Source organism: Candidatus Kaistella beijingensis, assembly GCF_020084865.1.
GTDB classification, from domain to species: domain Bacteria; phylum Bacteroidota; class Bacteroidia; order Flavobacteriales; family Weeksellaceae; genus Kaistella; species Kaistella beijingensis.
In genome coordinates this window covers 236274-253799 of the sequence record NZ_CP071953.1, presented here as the reverse complement: position 1 = coordinate 253799, position 17526 = coordinate 236274, and the positions used below count along the sequence as shown (strand labels likewise).

Annotated in this window: 15 protein-coding genes; 9 read left to right on the top strand and 6 right to left on the bottom strand. The window is 36.5% G+C overall.

What is annotated here, in order from left to right; all coding sequences use genetic code 11:
* The first annotated feature begins 10 nt into the window (after nucleotides 1-10).
* From kdpB to J4771_RS01085, 8 genes are all read left to right on the top strand, one after another.
* A complete protein-coding gene (gene kdpB / locus J4771_RS01120; protein WP_224135651.1) occupies nucleotides 11-2023 on the top strand; it encodes a potassium-transporting ATPase subunit KdpB in 2013 nt (670 codons plus the stop codon).
* Nucleotides 2024-2036: 13 nt separating this feature from the next.
* Entirely contained in the window at nucleotides 2037-2597 is a 561-nt protein-coding gene (locus J4771_RS01115; RefSeq protein ID WP_224135650.1) for a K(+)-transporting ATPase subunit C, read from the top strand.
* Between the two features lie 5 nt (nucleotides 2598-2602).
* The gene (locus tag J4771_RS01110; RefSeq protein ID WP_224135649.1) at nucleotides 2603-3679 is read left to right on the top strand and encodes a porin; all 1077 of its coding nucleotides are present in this window, start codon (nucleotides 2603-2605) and stop codon (nucleotides 3677-3679) included.
* Nucleotides 3679-4803 (top strand): sensor protein KdpD, encoded by a 1125-nt coding sequence (locus J4771_RS01105; protein ID WP_224135648.1) that lies wholly within the window; start codon nucleotides 3679-3681, stop codon nucleotides 4801-4803. Before J4771_RS01110 ends, J4771_RS01105 begins: the two co-directional genes overlap by 1 nt.
* Nucleotides 4804-4816: 13 nt before the next feature.
* On the top strand, nucleotides 4817-6577 hold the full coding sequence (locus tag J4771_RS01100; RefSeq protein WP_224135647.1) for an ATP-binding protein: 1761 nt from the start codon (nucleotides 4817-4819) through the stop codon (nucleotides 6575-6577).
* A 110-nt stretch (nucleotides 6578-6687) separates the two neighbouring features.
* Nucleotides 6688-7596, top strand: a complete 909-nt coding sequence (locus J4771_RS01095; protein ID WP_224135646.1) for a hypothetical protein — start codon at nucleotides 6688-6690, stop codon at nucleotides 7594-7596.
* Nucleotides 7597-7685: 89 nt separating this feature from the next.
* Nucleotides 7686-7967 carry a helix-turn-helix domain-containing protein gene (locus tag J4771_RS01090; protein WP_163490656.1) on the top strand — a complete coding sequence of 94 codons (282 nt, stop codon included), beginning with the start codon at nucleotides 7686-7688 and terminating at the stop codon, nucleotides 7965-7967.
* 39 nt (nucleotides 7968-8006) lie between these two features.
* Nucleotides 8007-10181, top strand: coding sequence for a VapE domain-containing protein (locus J4771_RS01085; RefSeq protein WP_224135645.1), 2175 nt, complete (start codon nucleotides 8007-8009; stop codon nucleotides 10179-10181).
* Nucleotides 10182-10822: 641 nt separating this feature from the next.
* Here the strand turns inward: J4771_RS01085 and J4771_RS01080 are convergent.
* From J4771_RS01080 to J4771_RS01060, 5 genes are all read right to left on the bottom strand, one after another.
* On the bottom strand, nucleotides 10823-11038 hold the full coding sequence (locus J4771_RS01080) for a hypothetical protein (RefSeq protein WP_224135644.1): 216 nt from the start codon (nucleotides 11036-11038) through the stop codon (nucleotides 10823-10825).
* Nucleotides 11022-11348, bottom strand: coding sequence for a YegP family protein (locus J4771_RS01075; protein ID WP_224135643.1), 327 nt, complete (start codon nucleotides 11346-11348; stop codon nucleotides 11022-11024). The genes J4771_RS01080 and J4771_RS01075 overlap by 17 nt, the downstream gene beginning before the upstream one ends.
* A 23-nt stretch (nucleotides 11349-11371) precedes the next feature.
* Entirely contained in the window at nucleotides 11372-11632 is a 261-nt protein-coding gene (locus J4771_RS01070) for a hypothetical protein (protein ID WP_224135642.1), read from the bottom strand.
* Between the two features lie 272 nt (nucleotides 11633-11904).
* Nucleotides 11905-14268 (bottom strand): S8 family peptidase, encoded by a 2364-nt coding sequence (locus J4771_RS01065; RefSeq protein WP_224135641.1) that lies wholly within the window; start codon nucleotides 14266-14268, stop codon nucleotides 11905-11907.
* A gap of 3 nt (nucleotides 14269-14271) precedes the next feature.
* Nucleotides 14272-15366 (bottom strand): AAA family ATPase, encoded by a 1095-nt coding sequence (locus J4771_RS01060; RefSeq protein WP_224135640.1) that lies wholly within the window; start codon nucleotides 15364-15366, stop codon nucleotides 14272-14274.
* Nucleotides 15367-16681: 1315 nt separating this feature from the next.
* Here J4771_RS01060 and J4771_RS01055 point away from each other — a divergent pair.
* A complete protein-coding gene (locus J4771_RS01055; RefSeq protein WP_224135639.1) occupies nucleotides 16682-17104 on the top strand; it encodes a DUF6943 family protein in 423 nt (140 codons plus the stop codon).
* 181 nt (nucleotides 17105-17285) lie between these two features.
* Here the strand turns inward: J4771_RS01055 and J4771_RS01050 are convergent, their stop codons facing one another.
* A complete protein-coding gene (locus J4771_RS01050) occupies nucleotides 17286-17516 on the bottom strand; it encodes a hypothetical protein (RefSeq protein WP_224135638.1) in 231 nt (76 codons plus the stop codon).
* Nucleotides 17517-17526: the final 10 nt, after the last annotated feature.

The window sequence follows — 17526 nt, the reverse complement described above, 5'->3', positions numbered from 1 at the left end:
TTCAATAGAAATGAATAATAACATAAATAAATTATTTGAACCTGCATTGGTGAATGAAGCGTTGAAGCAATCATTCTTCAAGCTGCACCCTGCAAAAATGTTCCGCAATCCGGTAATGTTTATGGTGTGGATAGGTACATTGGTTATGGCAGGCGTATGTGTATGGATAGCATTGGGAGAACAAAGTCAAGGCAGTTTTGCCTATAACCTTATCGTTACGATTATATTATTTGCAACGCTATTGTTTGCCAACTTTGCCGAAGCCATTGCCGAAGCCAGAGGAAAAGCACAAGCCGATAGCTTACGTAAAACAAGAGAAGAAACGCCAGCCAAATTAGAAAATGGACAGACCGTCTCTTCATCACAGCTTAAAAAAGGGGATGTCTTTGTTTGTGAAGCAGGAGATATCATCCCCTCTGACGGTGAAATTATAGAGGGTTTGGCAACCATAGATGAAAGCGCCATTACGGGTGAGAGTGCCCCTGTAATCCGAGAAGCAGGAGGCGATAAAAGTAGCGTTACAGGTGGTACAAAAGTACTATCAGACAAAATCAAAGTCAGGGTAACTACCGAAGCAGGCGAAAGCTTTTTAGACAAAATGATTGCTTTGGTGGAAGGGGCAAGCCGTCAGAAAACACCAAATGAAATTGCTTTGACTATTTTGTTGGCAGGTTTTACACTCGTATTTATTATCGTAGTGGTTACACTTAAACCATTTGCAGATTATGCACAAACCCCGATTACCATTGCTGCATTTATATCGCTTTTTGTCTGTTTAATTCCTACCACTATTGGCGGATTATTATCAGCCATCGGTATTGCGGGAATGGACAGAGCTTTGCGGGCAAACGTCATTACCAAAAGTGGTAAAGCGGTTGAAACCGCAGGTGATGTTGATGTACTTTTATTGGACAAAACAGGAACTATTACCATTGGTAACAGAAAAGCAACAAAATTCTATCCTGTAAACGGTGTAGATGAAAAGCACTTTACAAAATCAGTAGTGTTAAGCTCTATGGCAGATGAAACCCCCGAAGGTAAATCTATCATAGAATTGGCAGGTGTTAATCCATTAAGCTATCAGATACAAAATCCTCGTTTCATAAAATTTACGGCAGAAACAAGAAGTTCCGGAATTGATTATGAGAATGTAAAAATCAGAAAAGGAGCTTCGGATGCCATACGGAATTTGGTGGAAAAGGCGGGAAATCTTTTTCCATCAGAAACAGCCGAACAGGTAAAATCCATTTCAAGCAATGGTGGAACACCACTCGTTGTTGCAGAAAATGAAAAAGTATTGGGAGTAATTGAGTTGCAGGACATTATTAAACCCGGGATACAGGAGCGTTTTGAGCGGCTGCGAAAAATGGGTATCAAAACCGTAATGGTTACCGGCGATAATCCATTGACGGCAAAATACATCGCGGAAAAAGCAGGTGTAGATGATTTTATTGCCGAAGCAAAACCGGAAGATAAAATGAACTATATCCGCAATGAGCAATCGCAAGGCAGATTGGTCGCTATGATGGGCGATGGAACCAACGATGCGCCCGCTTTAGCGCAGGCAGACGTAGGCGTAGCTATGAATAGCGGTACTCAGGCAGCTAAAGAAGCAGGCAATATGGTGGATTTGGATAATGACCCCACCAAACTGATTGAAGTAGTGGAAATAGGCAAACAATTGTTAATGACAAGGGGAACATTAACCACATTCAGTATTGCCAATGACGTAGCGAAGTATTTTGCCATTGTTCCGGCACTGTTTATTGCTTCCATTCCTGCTTTACAGGGATTAAACATTATGAATTTGCACTCACCCGAAAGTGCCATTCTATCGGCAATTATATTCAATGCCATCGTCATCCCGATGTTAATACCATTAGCATTAAAAGGAGTAGCCTACAAACCTATCGGCGCCAGTGCCCTGCTTCGCAGAAATTTATTCATCTACGGTTTGGGCGGCATTATTGTTCCGTTTGTAGGCATAAAACTTATCGACCTGTTGGTTTCAGTATTTATTTAAAACATTAATCAAAATGAAAAAACATATTTTACCGGCTATCAAGCTAACAGTTTTAAGCATCCTATTACTCTGTATAGCCTATCCGCTTATCGTTTGGGGTATGGCACAGTTCGCTCCAAATAAGGGAAAGGGAAAAATTATCACACACAATGGTAAAACATACTATGCCAATGTTGGGCAGTCTTTTACGGAAGATAAATATTTCTGGTCACGTCCTTCTGCAGTGGATTATAATGCCGCAGGTTCCGGAGGCAGCAACAAAGCAGCTTCCAATAAGGAATATCTCCAACAGGTTCAGGCAAGGATAGATACATTTTTAGTGCACAATCCCGGTATTGCCAAGTCTGAAATCCCCGTGGATTTGGTAACGGCAAGTGGTAGCGGTCTTGACCCGAATATTTCCGTACAGGCGGCAAAAGTACAGGTAAAACGTATTGCTAAAATTCGTGGAATTGCCGAAGGAAATCTTCTGCAACTCATCCTTGCGAAAACAGAAAAACCTTTGTTCGGCCTCTTCGGACCTGAAAAAATAAATGTACTCGAATTAAATATAGCATTAGATAATTTAAAATAAATAAGATGAAGAACCTAATAACTGCATCGCTGATTTTGTTAAGCATAAATAGCTTTGCACAAACAGATACCACCAAGTCACCCTTTACTTTTAGTGGTTATTTAGAAACATACTATGCTTATGATTTTGGCAATCCTGACAATCATAATCGACCTGCATTTATGTATTCACACAATAGACACAATGAGTTTAACCTGAATTTAGGCTTTGTAAAGGCATCCTATAATACGGATAATGTGAGGGCAAATCTCGCTTTGGCTACAGGTACCTATATGAATGCAAACTACGCAGCAGAACCGAGCGTATTGAAAAATATATACGAGGCGAACGCAGGTATAAAAATTTCAAAGAATAAGGATTTATGGATTGACGCAGGCGTTTTTTCATCTCATATTGGTTTTGAAAGTGCCGTAGGTATAGACAACTGGACATTGACCAGAGGGATATATGCAGAAAATTCGCCCTATTTTGAGACAGGCGCAAAAATTTCATATACAACCGATAACGGCAAATGGTTTGTAAGCGGATTGTTACTAAACGGATGGCAGCGCATTCAACGTATAGATGGTAATAACACCCCTGCATTCGGTCATCAGCTAACCTACAAACCCAATTCAAAAATCACCCTCAACAGCAGCTCCTTTATTGGAAATGATAAAGTCGATAGCACAAGGCAAATGCGGTATTTTCACAACCTTTACGGCATCTTTCAAATCACAGAAAAATTTGCTTTAACAGCAGGGTTTGATATTGGAGCAGAGCAGAAAAACAAAGGAAGCAACCATTATAATACATGGTACGCACCGGTTGTGATTGTAAAATATAGCCCCGCCGAAAAACATAATTTGGCAATAAGAGCAGAGTATTATAACGACGAAAACGGTGCAATAATTGGTATAGGTACACCAAACGGATTTAAAACCTGGGGATATTCCATAAATTACGATTACCTGATACGTAAAAATATACGATGGCGTATAGAAGGACGAGGACTTACCAGCAAGGACAAGATTTTTATAGGAAATGAAAAGCTGGGCAATAACAATTTTTTCATCACAACATCATTAGCCATTGCTTTTTAATGACAGAAAAAGACCAAACAGTACAACAATTTCTTGACCTGATAAAAAAGTCAAGGAGAGGGAAATTTAAAGTCTACATCGGTATGAGTGCCGGTGTAGGCAAAACCTTTCGTATGCTACAGGAAGCACATTCGCTCTTGCGAAATGGTATCGACATAAAGGTGGGCTACATTGAAACGCACAATAGAAAAGAAACACACGATTTGTTAGAGGGGCTACCTGTTATCCCACGCAGAAAGCTGTTTTATAAGGGCAAGGAATTAGAAGAATTAGATGTTCAGGCAGTTATCAATTTACGCCCCGAAGTAGTAATAGTAGATGAACTGGCACATAGCAATATCGAAGGCAGCAAAAATGAAAAACGCTGGCAGGATGTATTAGACATTTTAGATGCAGGTATAAACGTAATCAGTGCTGTTAATATACAACATATAGAAAGTCTTAATGAAGAAGTGAGAGCCATCACAGGAATTGAGGTAAAAGAACGTATTCCCGATAGTGTGATAGCCGAAGCAGACGAAGTAGTAAATATTGACTTAACAGCAGATGAATTAATTACACGTCTTAAGGAGGGGAAGATATATGAACCCGCAAAGATAGAAACGGCACTCAATAATTTTTTCAAAAGTGAACATATACTTCAGCTAAGAGAGTTAGCACTAAAAGAAGTGGCCTCTCAGGTAGAACGTAAAGTTGAAAGCGAAGTTACCTTGACCAGTACAGCTAAACGGGAAAAGTTTTTAGCCTGTATCAGCTCAAACGAAAAAACAGCTAAAAACGTAATACGAAAAACAGCGAGGCTTGCCAATTATTACAACAGCAAATGGTCTGTACTTTATGTACAAACACTCCGTGAAAGCCCTGATAAAATAGCCCTTGACAAACAAAGACATCTTATAAATAACTTTAAATTAGCAACAGAATTGGGTGCGGAAATCATTAAAATTGAAAATGATAATGTTTCCAGAGCCATAATAGAACAATGTGAACAACGGAAGATAACAACCATTTGCATAGGGAAACCACATCTAAGCCTGTTGCATATTATTTTGGCAGGTAATGTTTTTAATGGTCTTCTGAAAAAGTTGTCAGAAAATAATATTGACCTTGTGATATTAAGTTAAAAGAATTGAAGCGATGAAAATAAAAACGAAGCTAACATTAGGTGTCGGACTCCTGTTTGCAATGATAGCATTTCTTACTGTATTAAGTGCAACCCACATAAATAAGCTATCTAATGATGCTAAGAATATACTGGCAGATAATTACAATACTGTAGATTATTGTCGCCAGATGCTCAATGCACTGAACAGTGATATTCATAACCCTGAACAACAAAAGAAATTCAGGCAAAGCCTGGAAAAACAAACGAGGACCATCACAGAAGTTGGAGAACAGGAAATTACGGACAAGATTAAACAGGATTTTGCACTCATAGTAAATTCTCCGGATGATAGTTCCTTGCTCCGGATGATACAGAAAGACATTACCGATGTAATGCTACTGAATATGCAGGCAATACAGCGAAAAAACGAGGTAGCAGAAAAAACGGCTGATAAGGCTATTTTATGGATTGCTGTTACAGGGACATTTTGTTTTATAATAGCGTTCACCCTTCTGATAAATCTGCCTTCAAACATTGCTAATCCTATCCGGGAACTAACGGAAAGCATCAAAGAGATTGCTGCAAAAAACTACTCCAGAAGAGTACATTTTGAAGAACATAATGAATACGGTGATTTAGCTAAATCATTCAATACTATGGCGAAAAAGCTGGAAGAATACAGTAATAGTAGCATTGAAAGGTTGATGATGGCAAAAACACGTATCGAAACCCTTATTAACAATATGAGTGAGCCGGTTATTGGTTTGGATGAGAAACACACTATTTTATTTATGAATGACATCGCATTAAAAATAGCAGGTTTACAGAAAGATAATGTAATTGGCGTACCCATCAAAAACATTGCAAAACATAATGACCTTATAAAAAACTTGATACAAGATTTGCCCGAAAAAGAAACAGCCGATAAAAAACAAAAATCATTCCCTATAAAAATTTATGCCGACAATAAAGAAAGTTATTTTGAAAAGGAGATTATACCTATTCTGATTACACCCACAGGTGAGAAAGAAGAAAAACATATAGGAAACGTAATTCTCTTACAAAACATCACTCCTTATAAAGAATTGGATTTTGCTAAAACAAATTTTTTAGCCACTGTTTCTCACGAACTGAAGACCCCTATTTCATCTATACAAATGAGTTTGCAATTACTTGAAAATAAGAAGGTTGGTGAATTAAATAGAGAACAGCAAAGTCTTTTACACAGCATCAACGATGATACAGGACGATTACTGAAAATTACAGGAGAATTACTGAATATGACACAAGTTGAGAGTGGCACTATTCAAATAAGTGTTGTTCCGTCTGAAGCCAAAGAAATTGTAGAATATGCTGTAAATGCCACCAAAGCAGCAGCCGAACAAAAGCAAATCAAATTTAAAATAAAAATAGCCGATAATTTGCCACAAGTGCTTGCCGATAACGAAAAAACCGCTTGGGTATTGACTAATTTGCTTTCCAATGCCATTCGTTATTCTTATGATAATTCAATTATTAGTATTGATGTTAAAGCGACAGATAATAAGGTGCGCTTCTCCGTCACAGATACAGGTCAAGGAATTTCACCACAATATATTGACAAAATATTTGACCGATATTTCCGCATACCTGGCACAAAAAAGGAGGGTACAGGATTAGGTCTAAGCATCAGCAAAGAGTTTATTCAGGCACAGGGCGGTGAAATCTCTGTAAAAAGTGATTTAGGAGCAGGGAGCACTTTTACTTTTTCATTAAACAGCCTGCAAAGCAATAATAATATCAGTTCCACATAGTAGATGCTGGACATTCAGTAAATGGACCGTGTTGAAAATGAAAAAATAATACGGAAATATTATTATGTCAATGATTGCGGAAGACGACCCAATCTTAAATTATCTACATTATGCCAATTAAACATCAAATAAAAAATACAGTTCAATTTCCCGAACATACGGCAGTTCCAAAAGAACAGTCCGAAAATACACTGCTCGACATTTTTCAGGAAGAAATTTCCGATAATTTAGCCTATTGTCAGCAACTAATGAATAAAATTTTCTTTCTTCCCTATTCCAAACTGCCCGATTTCTTTTCACACCATTGCGATTTTACAACCAACCCAATTAAATGGCTAAACAAATTTGAAAAGCTGATTTCAGAGAACGAAGAAATATTTGTCAGTACGACCAAGCGTGGACGAATGATAAAATGCTATACTATTATAGAAAGTAAGCGTAAAGAATTAGACATTTTAAGAAACAGGCACACAAAAATAAAACCGCCAATGCAGTACATCAATGCGGAATGTGAGGAACGGTATTTTTCATTCAGAGAAGTAAAAAGTAAAGTAAATGCAATGGGCGATTATACAGATAAAATAATGTTTTTGACCAATGAAAAGTTCGATTACGAACAGGCAAGTATAGATTTCATCAATCCAAAATTGCCCGATTATTCCGACCAGTGTCAAAAAGAGATTGACCAGATACAGCATTTAATCCGTTTAACCGATGAATTTTCTAAACAACAAATGCAGAAGAATACCAACGGCATTCCTTTCAATAAGCTAAAAATAAATTGCAACATCAATCAGTTGGTAGATATATTTTACCAACTGCACAGAGAGCTGTTTACAGACGGCAAGCCCATTATTGACGGAAATATAAATGATTTCGTTGCTGTTATTGTAAATTCATTCACAGATAAAGACGGCAGGGAATTAAGTCCCGAAACCGTAAAAACAATGCTTACACCGTCCAAATCCGATAAACGTCCCAAACCCCACAAAAGAATAGACATTGATAAAATGCTGTAAATAAATCTTGTCCCGAAAGACCAAGTACGGACATAATGACTTTTTTATGTTGCTGTCCTTTGCTTCTATAATCATAAATATTTATACAAATGGAAGCAATTATTTTATCAAAAGACCAATACACAGAGTTGGTAGCAAGGTTGGACGAAATTACCCAACGCCTTAATGCAAAGAACGAACCTAAAAAGGACACGTTTTTAGACAATCAGGAGTTTTTAATGCTGATGAAAATTTCCAAACGAACCGCCCAGACGTGGCGTGATGAGGGGCGTATTTCATTCTCACAGGTAGGCAACAAAATTTACTACAAACTTTCAGACGTAGAAAAACTATTGCAGGAGCATTACAACAAAGCATTTGCTAAGAAGTAATGTAGGCAATGGTTTTATCAATCTTAAAAATCGGAAGTTATGGTAGTAAGTATTTTTAAAAACTTCAATGAAGTGGTAGAGAACCAAAAAATCATTGAGGTATTGAACGACATCAAAACAGGTAAGTATATCAATGTGATAACTTATTTAAGAAAGTCGCTTGCAGAGAGCAAAATGGAAGCATACGAAAGGGCAAAGAAATCTTTGCCCGCTTTCACACCTTCGGCTTCTTTTAAAGGCGGTAGAAAGTTGGAATATCTTACAGCGTACACGCAAATTGTAGTATTGGATATTGATAAACTTACCAAAGAACAGCTTACCAATGCTTTAGCATTGGCACAGGAAACGCCCTACACTTATTCGGCTTTTATCAGTCCATCGGGAAACGGTTTAAAAATCTTTGTCAAAGTCAATTCATCACAAGAAAACCACAAGGAAGCCTTTATAACCCTACAAAAATTCTATGAAGATTTTTTAGAATTGCCTATTGACAAATCGGGCAAAGACGTTACACGCCTTTGCTTCGTGTCTTACGACACGGATTTATATTTCAATGAAAATGCAACCGTATATCCTGTAATTTCAACCGAACATTTAAGCCCCTACTTTAACCAAGAGCAGGGAGCAGAACCCGAGCCGCCAACCATTGCAAGCAATGGTTTTTCTACCGAAAAATTTAGTAATGATTATTTGGCAACGTATGAACATTGCGTAAGATTTACCGAGAAGAAAGAAAGCTATGTAAATGGCAATAGAAACAACTTTGTGCATTTATTGGCTTGCAACCTTAATCGTAAAGGAGTGCCATTGCCTATGGCAATGGGCTATATTCTTTCTGATTATAATTATGATGCAAAGGAAGTAGCAACAACGGTAAACAGTGCCTATAACAACACCTACGAACATAACAAAAGCACCTTATCCATTTCGCCAAATGGCGAAATTTCCGAGCAATCCAAAAGCATAAAATCATCTGAAGATGATACAGACGAGGAAGAAGAAAAACCGAGTTTCATAGACCGATTGGAAACCTTTTTGAATTACCGTTATAGCTTTCGCTATAACGTAGTTTCGGGAAAGTTGGAGTACAAGGCTACCAAAGCTACGCTTTGGAAACCTGTAACGGATTTTGTAGAAAATTCCGTATTGAGAGAAATACTCAAAGCAAAAGTAAAATGTAACATCAACACATTACGCAATTTGTTACGTTCCGATTATTGCGAACAGTTCGACCCATTCAAAAATTATTTTGATAACCTGTCGAACAATGAAGATGAAACCGACTACATCACAGAGCTTGCCAATACTATTACAACGACAAAGCAGGATTTATGGCAGGTATGTTTTAAAAAATGGTTTGTCGCAATGGTGGCTTGTGTAACCAATGATAAAGCAATAAATCAGACCGTAATTGTATTTAGTGGCAAACAAGGCGTAGGAAAAACAACGTGGATAGAAAAGCTGATACCAAAGCCTTTAAAGGATTATATGTTTTCAGGTACAATAAACCCAAACAATAAAGACACCTTGATACATTTAGCGGAATGTATGCTTATCAATTTGGACGAACTCGAAAACTTAAACCGTACCGAAATCGGTACGTTAAAAGAATTGATTACTAAAACACATATCCGTATGCGTAAAGCATACGGACACAACAACGAAACCCTGCCCCGCAGGGCTTCGTTTGCAGGCAGTGTAAACACCGCCCAATTTTTAAATGATACAACAGGTTCGAGGCGTTTCCTGTGTTTTGAAGTGGAACACATCGAGTACACACATAACATTGACATCAACCAAGCGTATGCACAGGCAAGGCAACTCTATAAAGACGGTTTCCGTTATTGGTTCAATCAGGAAGAAATAAAAGAAATCAACCTGAACAACGAACAATACCAAATCCGAAGCCCCGAAGAAGAATTGCTTTTAACGTGGTTTGAATTAGCCGACAGAGATACAGCAAACAATTTTCTGAACACCACACAGATAGCCACCAAATTAGCAGAGCGGGCAAAGCTGAACATCACAGACGGTACAGTTATGAAGTTAGGCAAAGCATTGAAGAAACACGGTTATTTAAGGTTATCCAAAAAAAGCGGTTATGTGTATGCCGTAAAAGAATTGACTTGGGAAGAAGTGGACAATCAAAACAGGGAAAAAGAACCACCACCCGAACCGCCCAAACCACCAGAGCAAACAGGATTACCGTTCTGAATTTCTAAAAGGTGCAAAATGCACCTTTTTTCATTATATGGAGTGGATAAGTAAGATAACCTTTTTTGAACAAAAAGAATTTTCATTTTTTAGCTTCGCTAAAAAACAAGCCAAAACAATACAATATAAAGCAAACTAACCTTTACACTTCATTATTTTACTTCCGATAATCCCGATAAATCATTTTTTTTAATTCCTGCGGAATAAAAAAATATTCTTTTACTGAAATGTAGTTATCCTACTTATCTTCTTATTTTGCGTTGAATTGCATTACTATAATAATAGTATAGAATGAATAATTTTTGTTCATTCAAATACGCTTCGCTTTTTGATTTTAATTCGGTGCAGAATGCACCTCATTACATTAGTTTAGGGGGATAAGTAAGATAACCTTTTTCGGGCAAAAACATTTTTTATTTTTTATCTGCGATAAAAAACAAACCATAACAAAACTATTCGGTGCAAATGGAAACCTGCGGTTTACCATTTTGCCCTCATACAGCCCAATAAATCAGTTTTTATATTTCTGCGAAATACAAAAAAATCTTTTTGGCAAAAGTTACTTATCCTACTTACTTAAAAAGAAATAGGCTATTCTGAAATACAGAATAGCCTATTTTGTAAAAAAAATAAGATACATCTTATTTTTCTTTGCGAACACCTTTAAATGGTGTACCGTCTTTCTTGACATCCATAAAACGTCCAGTATCACTATCTCTTTTTACCCAAGTTTCAGTTTTTGGATTATATGTTTGACTTCTGTCTCTTACGGCACCATTTCTATGCCCGTCACCTTTAGGAGGATTAGTTGCCATTTCCTTTAAATTTAAAAGTTGATACTTAAGATAAATCTTCAATTACTGCGTTTGGAGCATATCGCTTTACGGCTTCTATACCATTGTCTCGATTGTAGGTTGATGAATACATTTCACTCGTTCCCAATACTTGGTAGTTATTAGAGTTCTGAGTAAAATAAGGTTCATTTCTTACCGATGTCAATCGTCTAAAGTTAGCATCAGCAACACTAACTTTACTGCTCGCAATACCGCCTTGGCAGTTTTGCTTTGTAGTATAAGTTTCACTTGTTAATAGGGTTTCTCCATTTGGAGCTTTTAAAACCCACCAATATTGTCCGTTGGACGTTTTACGAATAATGTACTTTGACATTTTTTTAAATTTTAATTAGTTAATCAATTGTAATTGTACCTTTTCCAAGGTATTCTAGATGGATGCACATTTGCTAAGAAGTTTACAATATCTGTTCTTCCTTGATACCTTGGAACACCACGGCTGTTTTGAGCCATCAAAATGATTGGCATTCTCGGAAAAATAGTTTGAAAACCGCTTCTTGCATTGTTACACTCTGAAGGGCTATTCAATACGTATTCTTTTACTACAACAATAGCAAATGATACACCTTGCTCTTTTATTACTGCTCCTTCGAACGTCATAAAATGTAATTTTAAATTATTAAAAACTTATCCTCTACATTCACGGAGTTAGGAATTTTACCCGGTGCGTACTTTTTATTGAAAAACTAATTAAAATCTATGTTTATTAAAATAAACAGTTACTTTTGCAAAACGAAACTTTTCAATATTGGAATGCCAAAGGGTTACCAACCCCGATAAGCTACACACTGCTTTCTACATTCCGGTTTAAATTATTGTCTTAAAAGCTGGAACTTTTAAGACATTTTTTTGTCTTTTTTTGTTGGTAATTTTTATCCATTTAATCTAATTCTTACTTCTTCTCTTATTTTTACGTTGCTATGAACGAAACTAAAATTGTTCAAGAGCTGCGTAACTTCATTGTAAATATTTCCTCTTTTTTTTGTGTCCTTAATTGTTATGACCAAACAAAATTCTTGGCTCGGAACGGTTTTTTGAATTTCACACTTACTTTCCGTAAAATGCCTGAAAAGTCCTTCAAGTTTCAAGTACCAATTCTTAGGTGCTTTTAAAAACTTATCTTTATTAGTTGGTGTGAAATCATCAAAATTTACACTCCATTTTTTTACAGGTTGGAATTTATCCCCATAAGATAGCAGCATTCTTTCACTTGCAAACGAAGTCTCAAAATCCTTCATAGCCTTTTTACTGTAAACGCTTGTTGCTAAAACATTTTGCCTTCCATCTGCTCCAATTGGGTTTTTAACCCTTGGTTGAGTTATATCTTTTTCAATTTTTTCATCATAGCTTCCTAAATAGACATCAATATTCGATTGGCAATATTCAGCTCCTTGTGATACTTCCAAAATAGGAGAGGTTACAAGTGTTACGGTAAGTTCTCCATAAAAATATCCTTCGTCATCTATCATACTTTGTGGAAATGGAAAATCAAGAATATCAATGAAAGAACCTTTCTCTATGTTGTCTTGGAGGATTAATGTAATTTCATTGGGTTGATTAAACAAAATATCGTTGATATTTGATGGCATTCCAAATCCTGCTGCATCAATTTTTTCTGCAATGGTCATTCTCATTTCTTCTGGATACTTTGCAGAATGTATTACAAGTGCTTTCAAAAGAAGAGGGTTAAACTCTTCACTTAACATTGAATGAACGCCTGCCGTTATAGCCGCAATACGAGGTGTAGAAAAACTGGTTCCCACTTGTTTTGCTAAACTTCCATCTGAAGAGAAAGATTTAACAGGGTTAATAACAAGTTTGTTGGTGTTATCTAAACCAGCATTTCCACCAAAATGAACAACATCAGGTTTTATCAAATTTGATGGTCCTGGGCCAATTCTTGAAAAAGGAGATGAATTGTTTTTCTCGGCGTAATCTGTAGCCAACTTGTCGTGAGCAATAGAACCAACTACAAGTCCTCTAACTGTATCGGCAGATTTGGCTATTCTGCTTTTTGGTGCATTAATTCTAAAATTATTACAATTGCCTGCAGATTTGCATATCAAAACATTGTTTTCTTCTTGAATTTCATCTAATGCCTTTGCAAAATCTGAAAATTCATATAAATCGGCTTCTCTGTCCGTCCCAAGAGATAAATTCCATATTTTTATTTCATTATGGTCAGTGATTGCTTCCCTAATGTTTTCAATTAATTCGTCCTCAAATATTTTTTGTTTACTCAAATCAGGCATTACTATGGCTTCAAACAATTTACACCCTTCAAAACCAGTGTAGTCTTTACCTTCCAAATTATCGCCGTATAACAAAACGCCAGCTACAAAAGTACCGTGTCCTTTATTAATATAATCTTCGTGATATTTGGTGAAACTTTTATTGTGCAGCCAAGGAATAAGGTGTGGAATGTTTGAAATCCCTGTATCAAGAACTCCTACAACTGGATAATTCGCACCTTCCTTTGGCTGTTTTATTTCAATAACATTTTCTTCTGTCAATTCATCTAAGGTCAGGCTATAAGTAGGCATTTCTGTAATTAGCTGAATGCCGTCAAAGTCACGCAATTCGTCAAAATCATCGGTAGTTACCTTGCTAATTCTGAAAATGTTTAATTCGTCTGAATATTCAGCTTTTTCAAATTCAATATTGTTGTCTCTACAGTACTTTTCGAAACTTCTGATAAGGATATTGTTCAAATCGGCATTGCCGTAATTGAATAGTTTTACTTTATATACTTGCTCTTCATCTTCTTCCTCAATGTCAATTTGAGGTTTAAATTCTTCTATGTTATTAATCGCTGAAATACCTATTTGATGAGTATAATTTGGAAGTTCAAAATTGACACTTGAGAATTTTTTTAAAATGCCTTTTAGGTCATTTTCGTTGTCGATTTTAATCAATACTTCATCTTCACCGCTCACACCAATTATATTCAGCTTACCAACATTGAAAAGATTACCAATTTCTTTTCTGTAGGTTTTAGCTAAAGCATCGCCATTTACCTTTAGTTTTACTACTGAAGGTATATAGTTGTTCTTTTTAACTTTTTCGGCTAATGAAGTGGAAACTTCTGCCAAGACTGTTTTAATATACTCTGATTTCTCTCTTAACTGTCCTTGAGAAGCCCATTTAGGGATTGTTTGACCTCCGCCAGCTTCTGTTCCCATTTCATCTTTCTGTCTTTTCTGAAAGAATTTAATTGGCAAATTTTTATTTTCCATAGTTTAGGCTTGTTTGTTTAAATAGTTTCTTATTTGTCTTAATGATACTTTCATACGTTCGGCAATAGTTGCTTGTGGTACTCCATTCTCATTTAGGAACTCAACAAGCTTTTCAATAGTAATATTTCCATTATTATTAAATTCGTATAGTTCAATAATAACATCTTCATAAGATAAGGTATCACTGTTATGAATAATTGTATGTGCTTTTGCATTGTTAATGACAGCTTTTATATCTGATGGTGTTTTCCCTTCAAAAAGTTTCACTAATCTGTCTTTCTTTTTTTCATCGTTTATGAAATCGGTTTTGAAATCATCAACAAAGTTTTTAATAAGCTCTTCAATTTCATTTTCTTGAGGAGCACCAATTTCGATAACAGTATTAAATCTTCTCCAAATTGCTTTATCTAAAATTTCTGGATGATTGGTTGCTGCAATAAGTATATTGTTTTTAGCAAAGACATCAATGTTTTGAAGCAAGCTATTAATAACCCTTTTTAATTCTCCTAACTCATATTGGTCATCCCTTGCTTTAGCAATTGCATCAAATTCATCAAGAAATAGAATGCAAGGTTTGTTTTCAGCAAACTCAAATATTTTTCTGATGTTCTTAGCTGTATTTCCCAAAAGTGAAGAAACGATTGCATCAAATCTTGCTATTACAAGAGGTAATCCGGTACTTTCAGAAATATATCTTGCAACGCTTGTTTTTCCAACTCCAGGCTTTCCAAATAGCAATAATGTATTAGACGTTTCTATACCACTTCTAATCAATTCGTTTTGATGTTTTACGAGATTAATAAAATCGCTAATCTTGTTCTCTACAAGTTGAGGTAGAACGATTAAATTCTTCTCTTTCGACGGAACTTCTACATCAACAATACTTAGACGACTTTCTTGGTCAACAGGCGTTGTAAGTAATTCATCCATAGTCACTGTTGTAGCGGGACCTTTATCTATAGTCTTAAGGATAAGCTTAGCCAACTTTTGGTTACCATCTCCATCTAGCTTTTCAGCAAGCGTTTTAGAATAATTTAAAACCTTTTTAGTGTCTTTATTCAGTCCGCCTTCAATTATCCTTAGTATTTCCGTGTACATAATATTTCGATTGTAAGTTACATTTTGTGATACAAAGATATTATATTCTGGAATTAAAAACAAATAAATCGTAAAATTAAATCTAAAAAACGTAATAATTTTACAAAACTCGAGATTTAAGTTTGTATGTGTGAGATATTATTTTTAAAAATCGAAATATTGAAGCAATAGCAAAAATGCTTTTGCTACCAAATCTATACAACCCACGCTCTGCCTACGCACAGAAAAAATACGGCTTTAGCCAGACCCAATCGCACAAAGCCAACGCTTGGTCTGTCTTCTATGGCATTGCCACCGTTTGCAACTGTCATACTTTTTGCGTTGTTTTTTGCCAACGCTCAACAGCACATTGCAATCCTCGTTCCTGCGGTTGCAAAGAGCTGTCCCAATGCGAAAAAAACAAAGCAAAAAGACACTTCACTCCAACCACCACCACCGTTTCGTTTATGCCAGTATGCAAATCGGTGGAAGCTATGTTTACATAATGTGGCATTATAGGTTCGCTTCGCACAGCCTTTTGCCTCGCTTATGCAAGCATCCAACCGCACAGGCTGTCCTATAATAACATTATGTAAAATATCCAATGCCATAGTCTTCACCCCGAAAAAATATCCCACCGCACAAATGCCAATGCTAATATTTTTCGGGGTTCAGAAGCCGTATTTTCTTCCCAACCGCACCCACCCATTTTGCCACAGCACCCCACCACCCATTTCAGCGGTGCAGTAAAAAAATAAAGCATTAATTGGTTGTATTGCCAATGTGCTGAATAAAGTGTTTAGTCATTTCACTTCATTGCATTTCGGTAGGCGAAACCCAAATTTACCTGCATTTATTCCGTTCCATTGCCTGCACACCTTATTTCAGCACCGCACAGCAAGAGTATTTCGTACCTCATACCCTTGCTTTTTTCCAACGCTTCAGATAATGGTATGCTTTATTTTTTACTGCGAAGTGTTTGCCCCATTGCCAACGCTCAAATGAAATTTTGGAATTTAATAAAAGGTAGTCAATAGACATTTTCCAAAAGAAAAAAGAATAAAAAGGAAAGCAAAGGTAGGTGGCTACGCACAAGCCCACCGCACCAAAAAAAATCCAAAAGACTACGGCATAATGGCAATGCAAATAAGGTGCTTCGCAAGTTAATTTTCATTGCCTTGCCACCCTTCGGGACTTATTCCGTTTCCTTTTGGATTTTTTGCCCCGCCACCTGATAAAAGGCTTTCTTTTTTTTCTGTTTTTTTCTTTGTAAAAAAGTTTTGGTTTTCAGCCACAGCAACGAAAGGAACGGAGCTAATCTCAAAAGTGGTGCAATATGAAAGCCGTTAAAATCTTTACTTACAACCCGAAAAATCCGCAATCGGAATTTGAATTTTATGCTCTTTGTAAGGGCTTAAATAGTGGTAAGCCGTTAGATATACCTTGCCCGAATTGCTTTGTTATTTCCTGCCGTAATGTGGAGGAAATGGACATTTACCGCAGTCTATTATTTGGTTTGTGGCAAACAAAATCATTTCATCAGTTTTTAATCGGTTCGGTCATTCCTTACATTCGGATAGGGGATTTTAAAAGCTTCGTTTTTGAACAGGTAACCCATTTGAAAGGAAAAGAAAAGGCATTTAAAAAAGACGTTCAAAATTCCAAAGTATTAGAGCAGAAAGAACGGCAGTTATACGAGCAGTTGCGTTTAATTTCAGAATTGAAACGCATTTACATTGCAAGGCATTTAAAGCGGTAGCCCTTTGGGCTACGCTCTTTTGCCTTTACAGTTCCCACCGCTTGCTCGATACTTGCACCATTAACCACATATAAAGGCAATATAAATGCACCGTTTTATAAATAGAGTGTAAACAGGTGCAACAAAAAATCCTGCCCCAATGGGCAGGATTTCACACATCAACCAAAACCAAAATGCACCTTTATTTTATTGTTTCGGGTGCATCAGCTTTCATAATTGCAAATCTGATTTTTACGGTGTCCACTTCTTTGGGTGTATCTTCGGGCGTTTCTTGCAAAATGCCTTTCAGTACGATTTCAAAATTTTCAGTGCTTCCCTGCGTTTCGCTGTAAACGGTTGCACTTACTACATTGACTTTACCCGACAGTTCCGCACCTGCCTTAAATCTGATTTTCTTTTTTTTCTCTGCCATAACTTTTGAT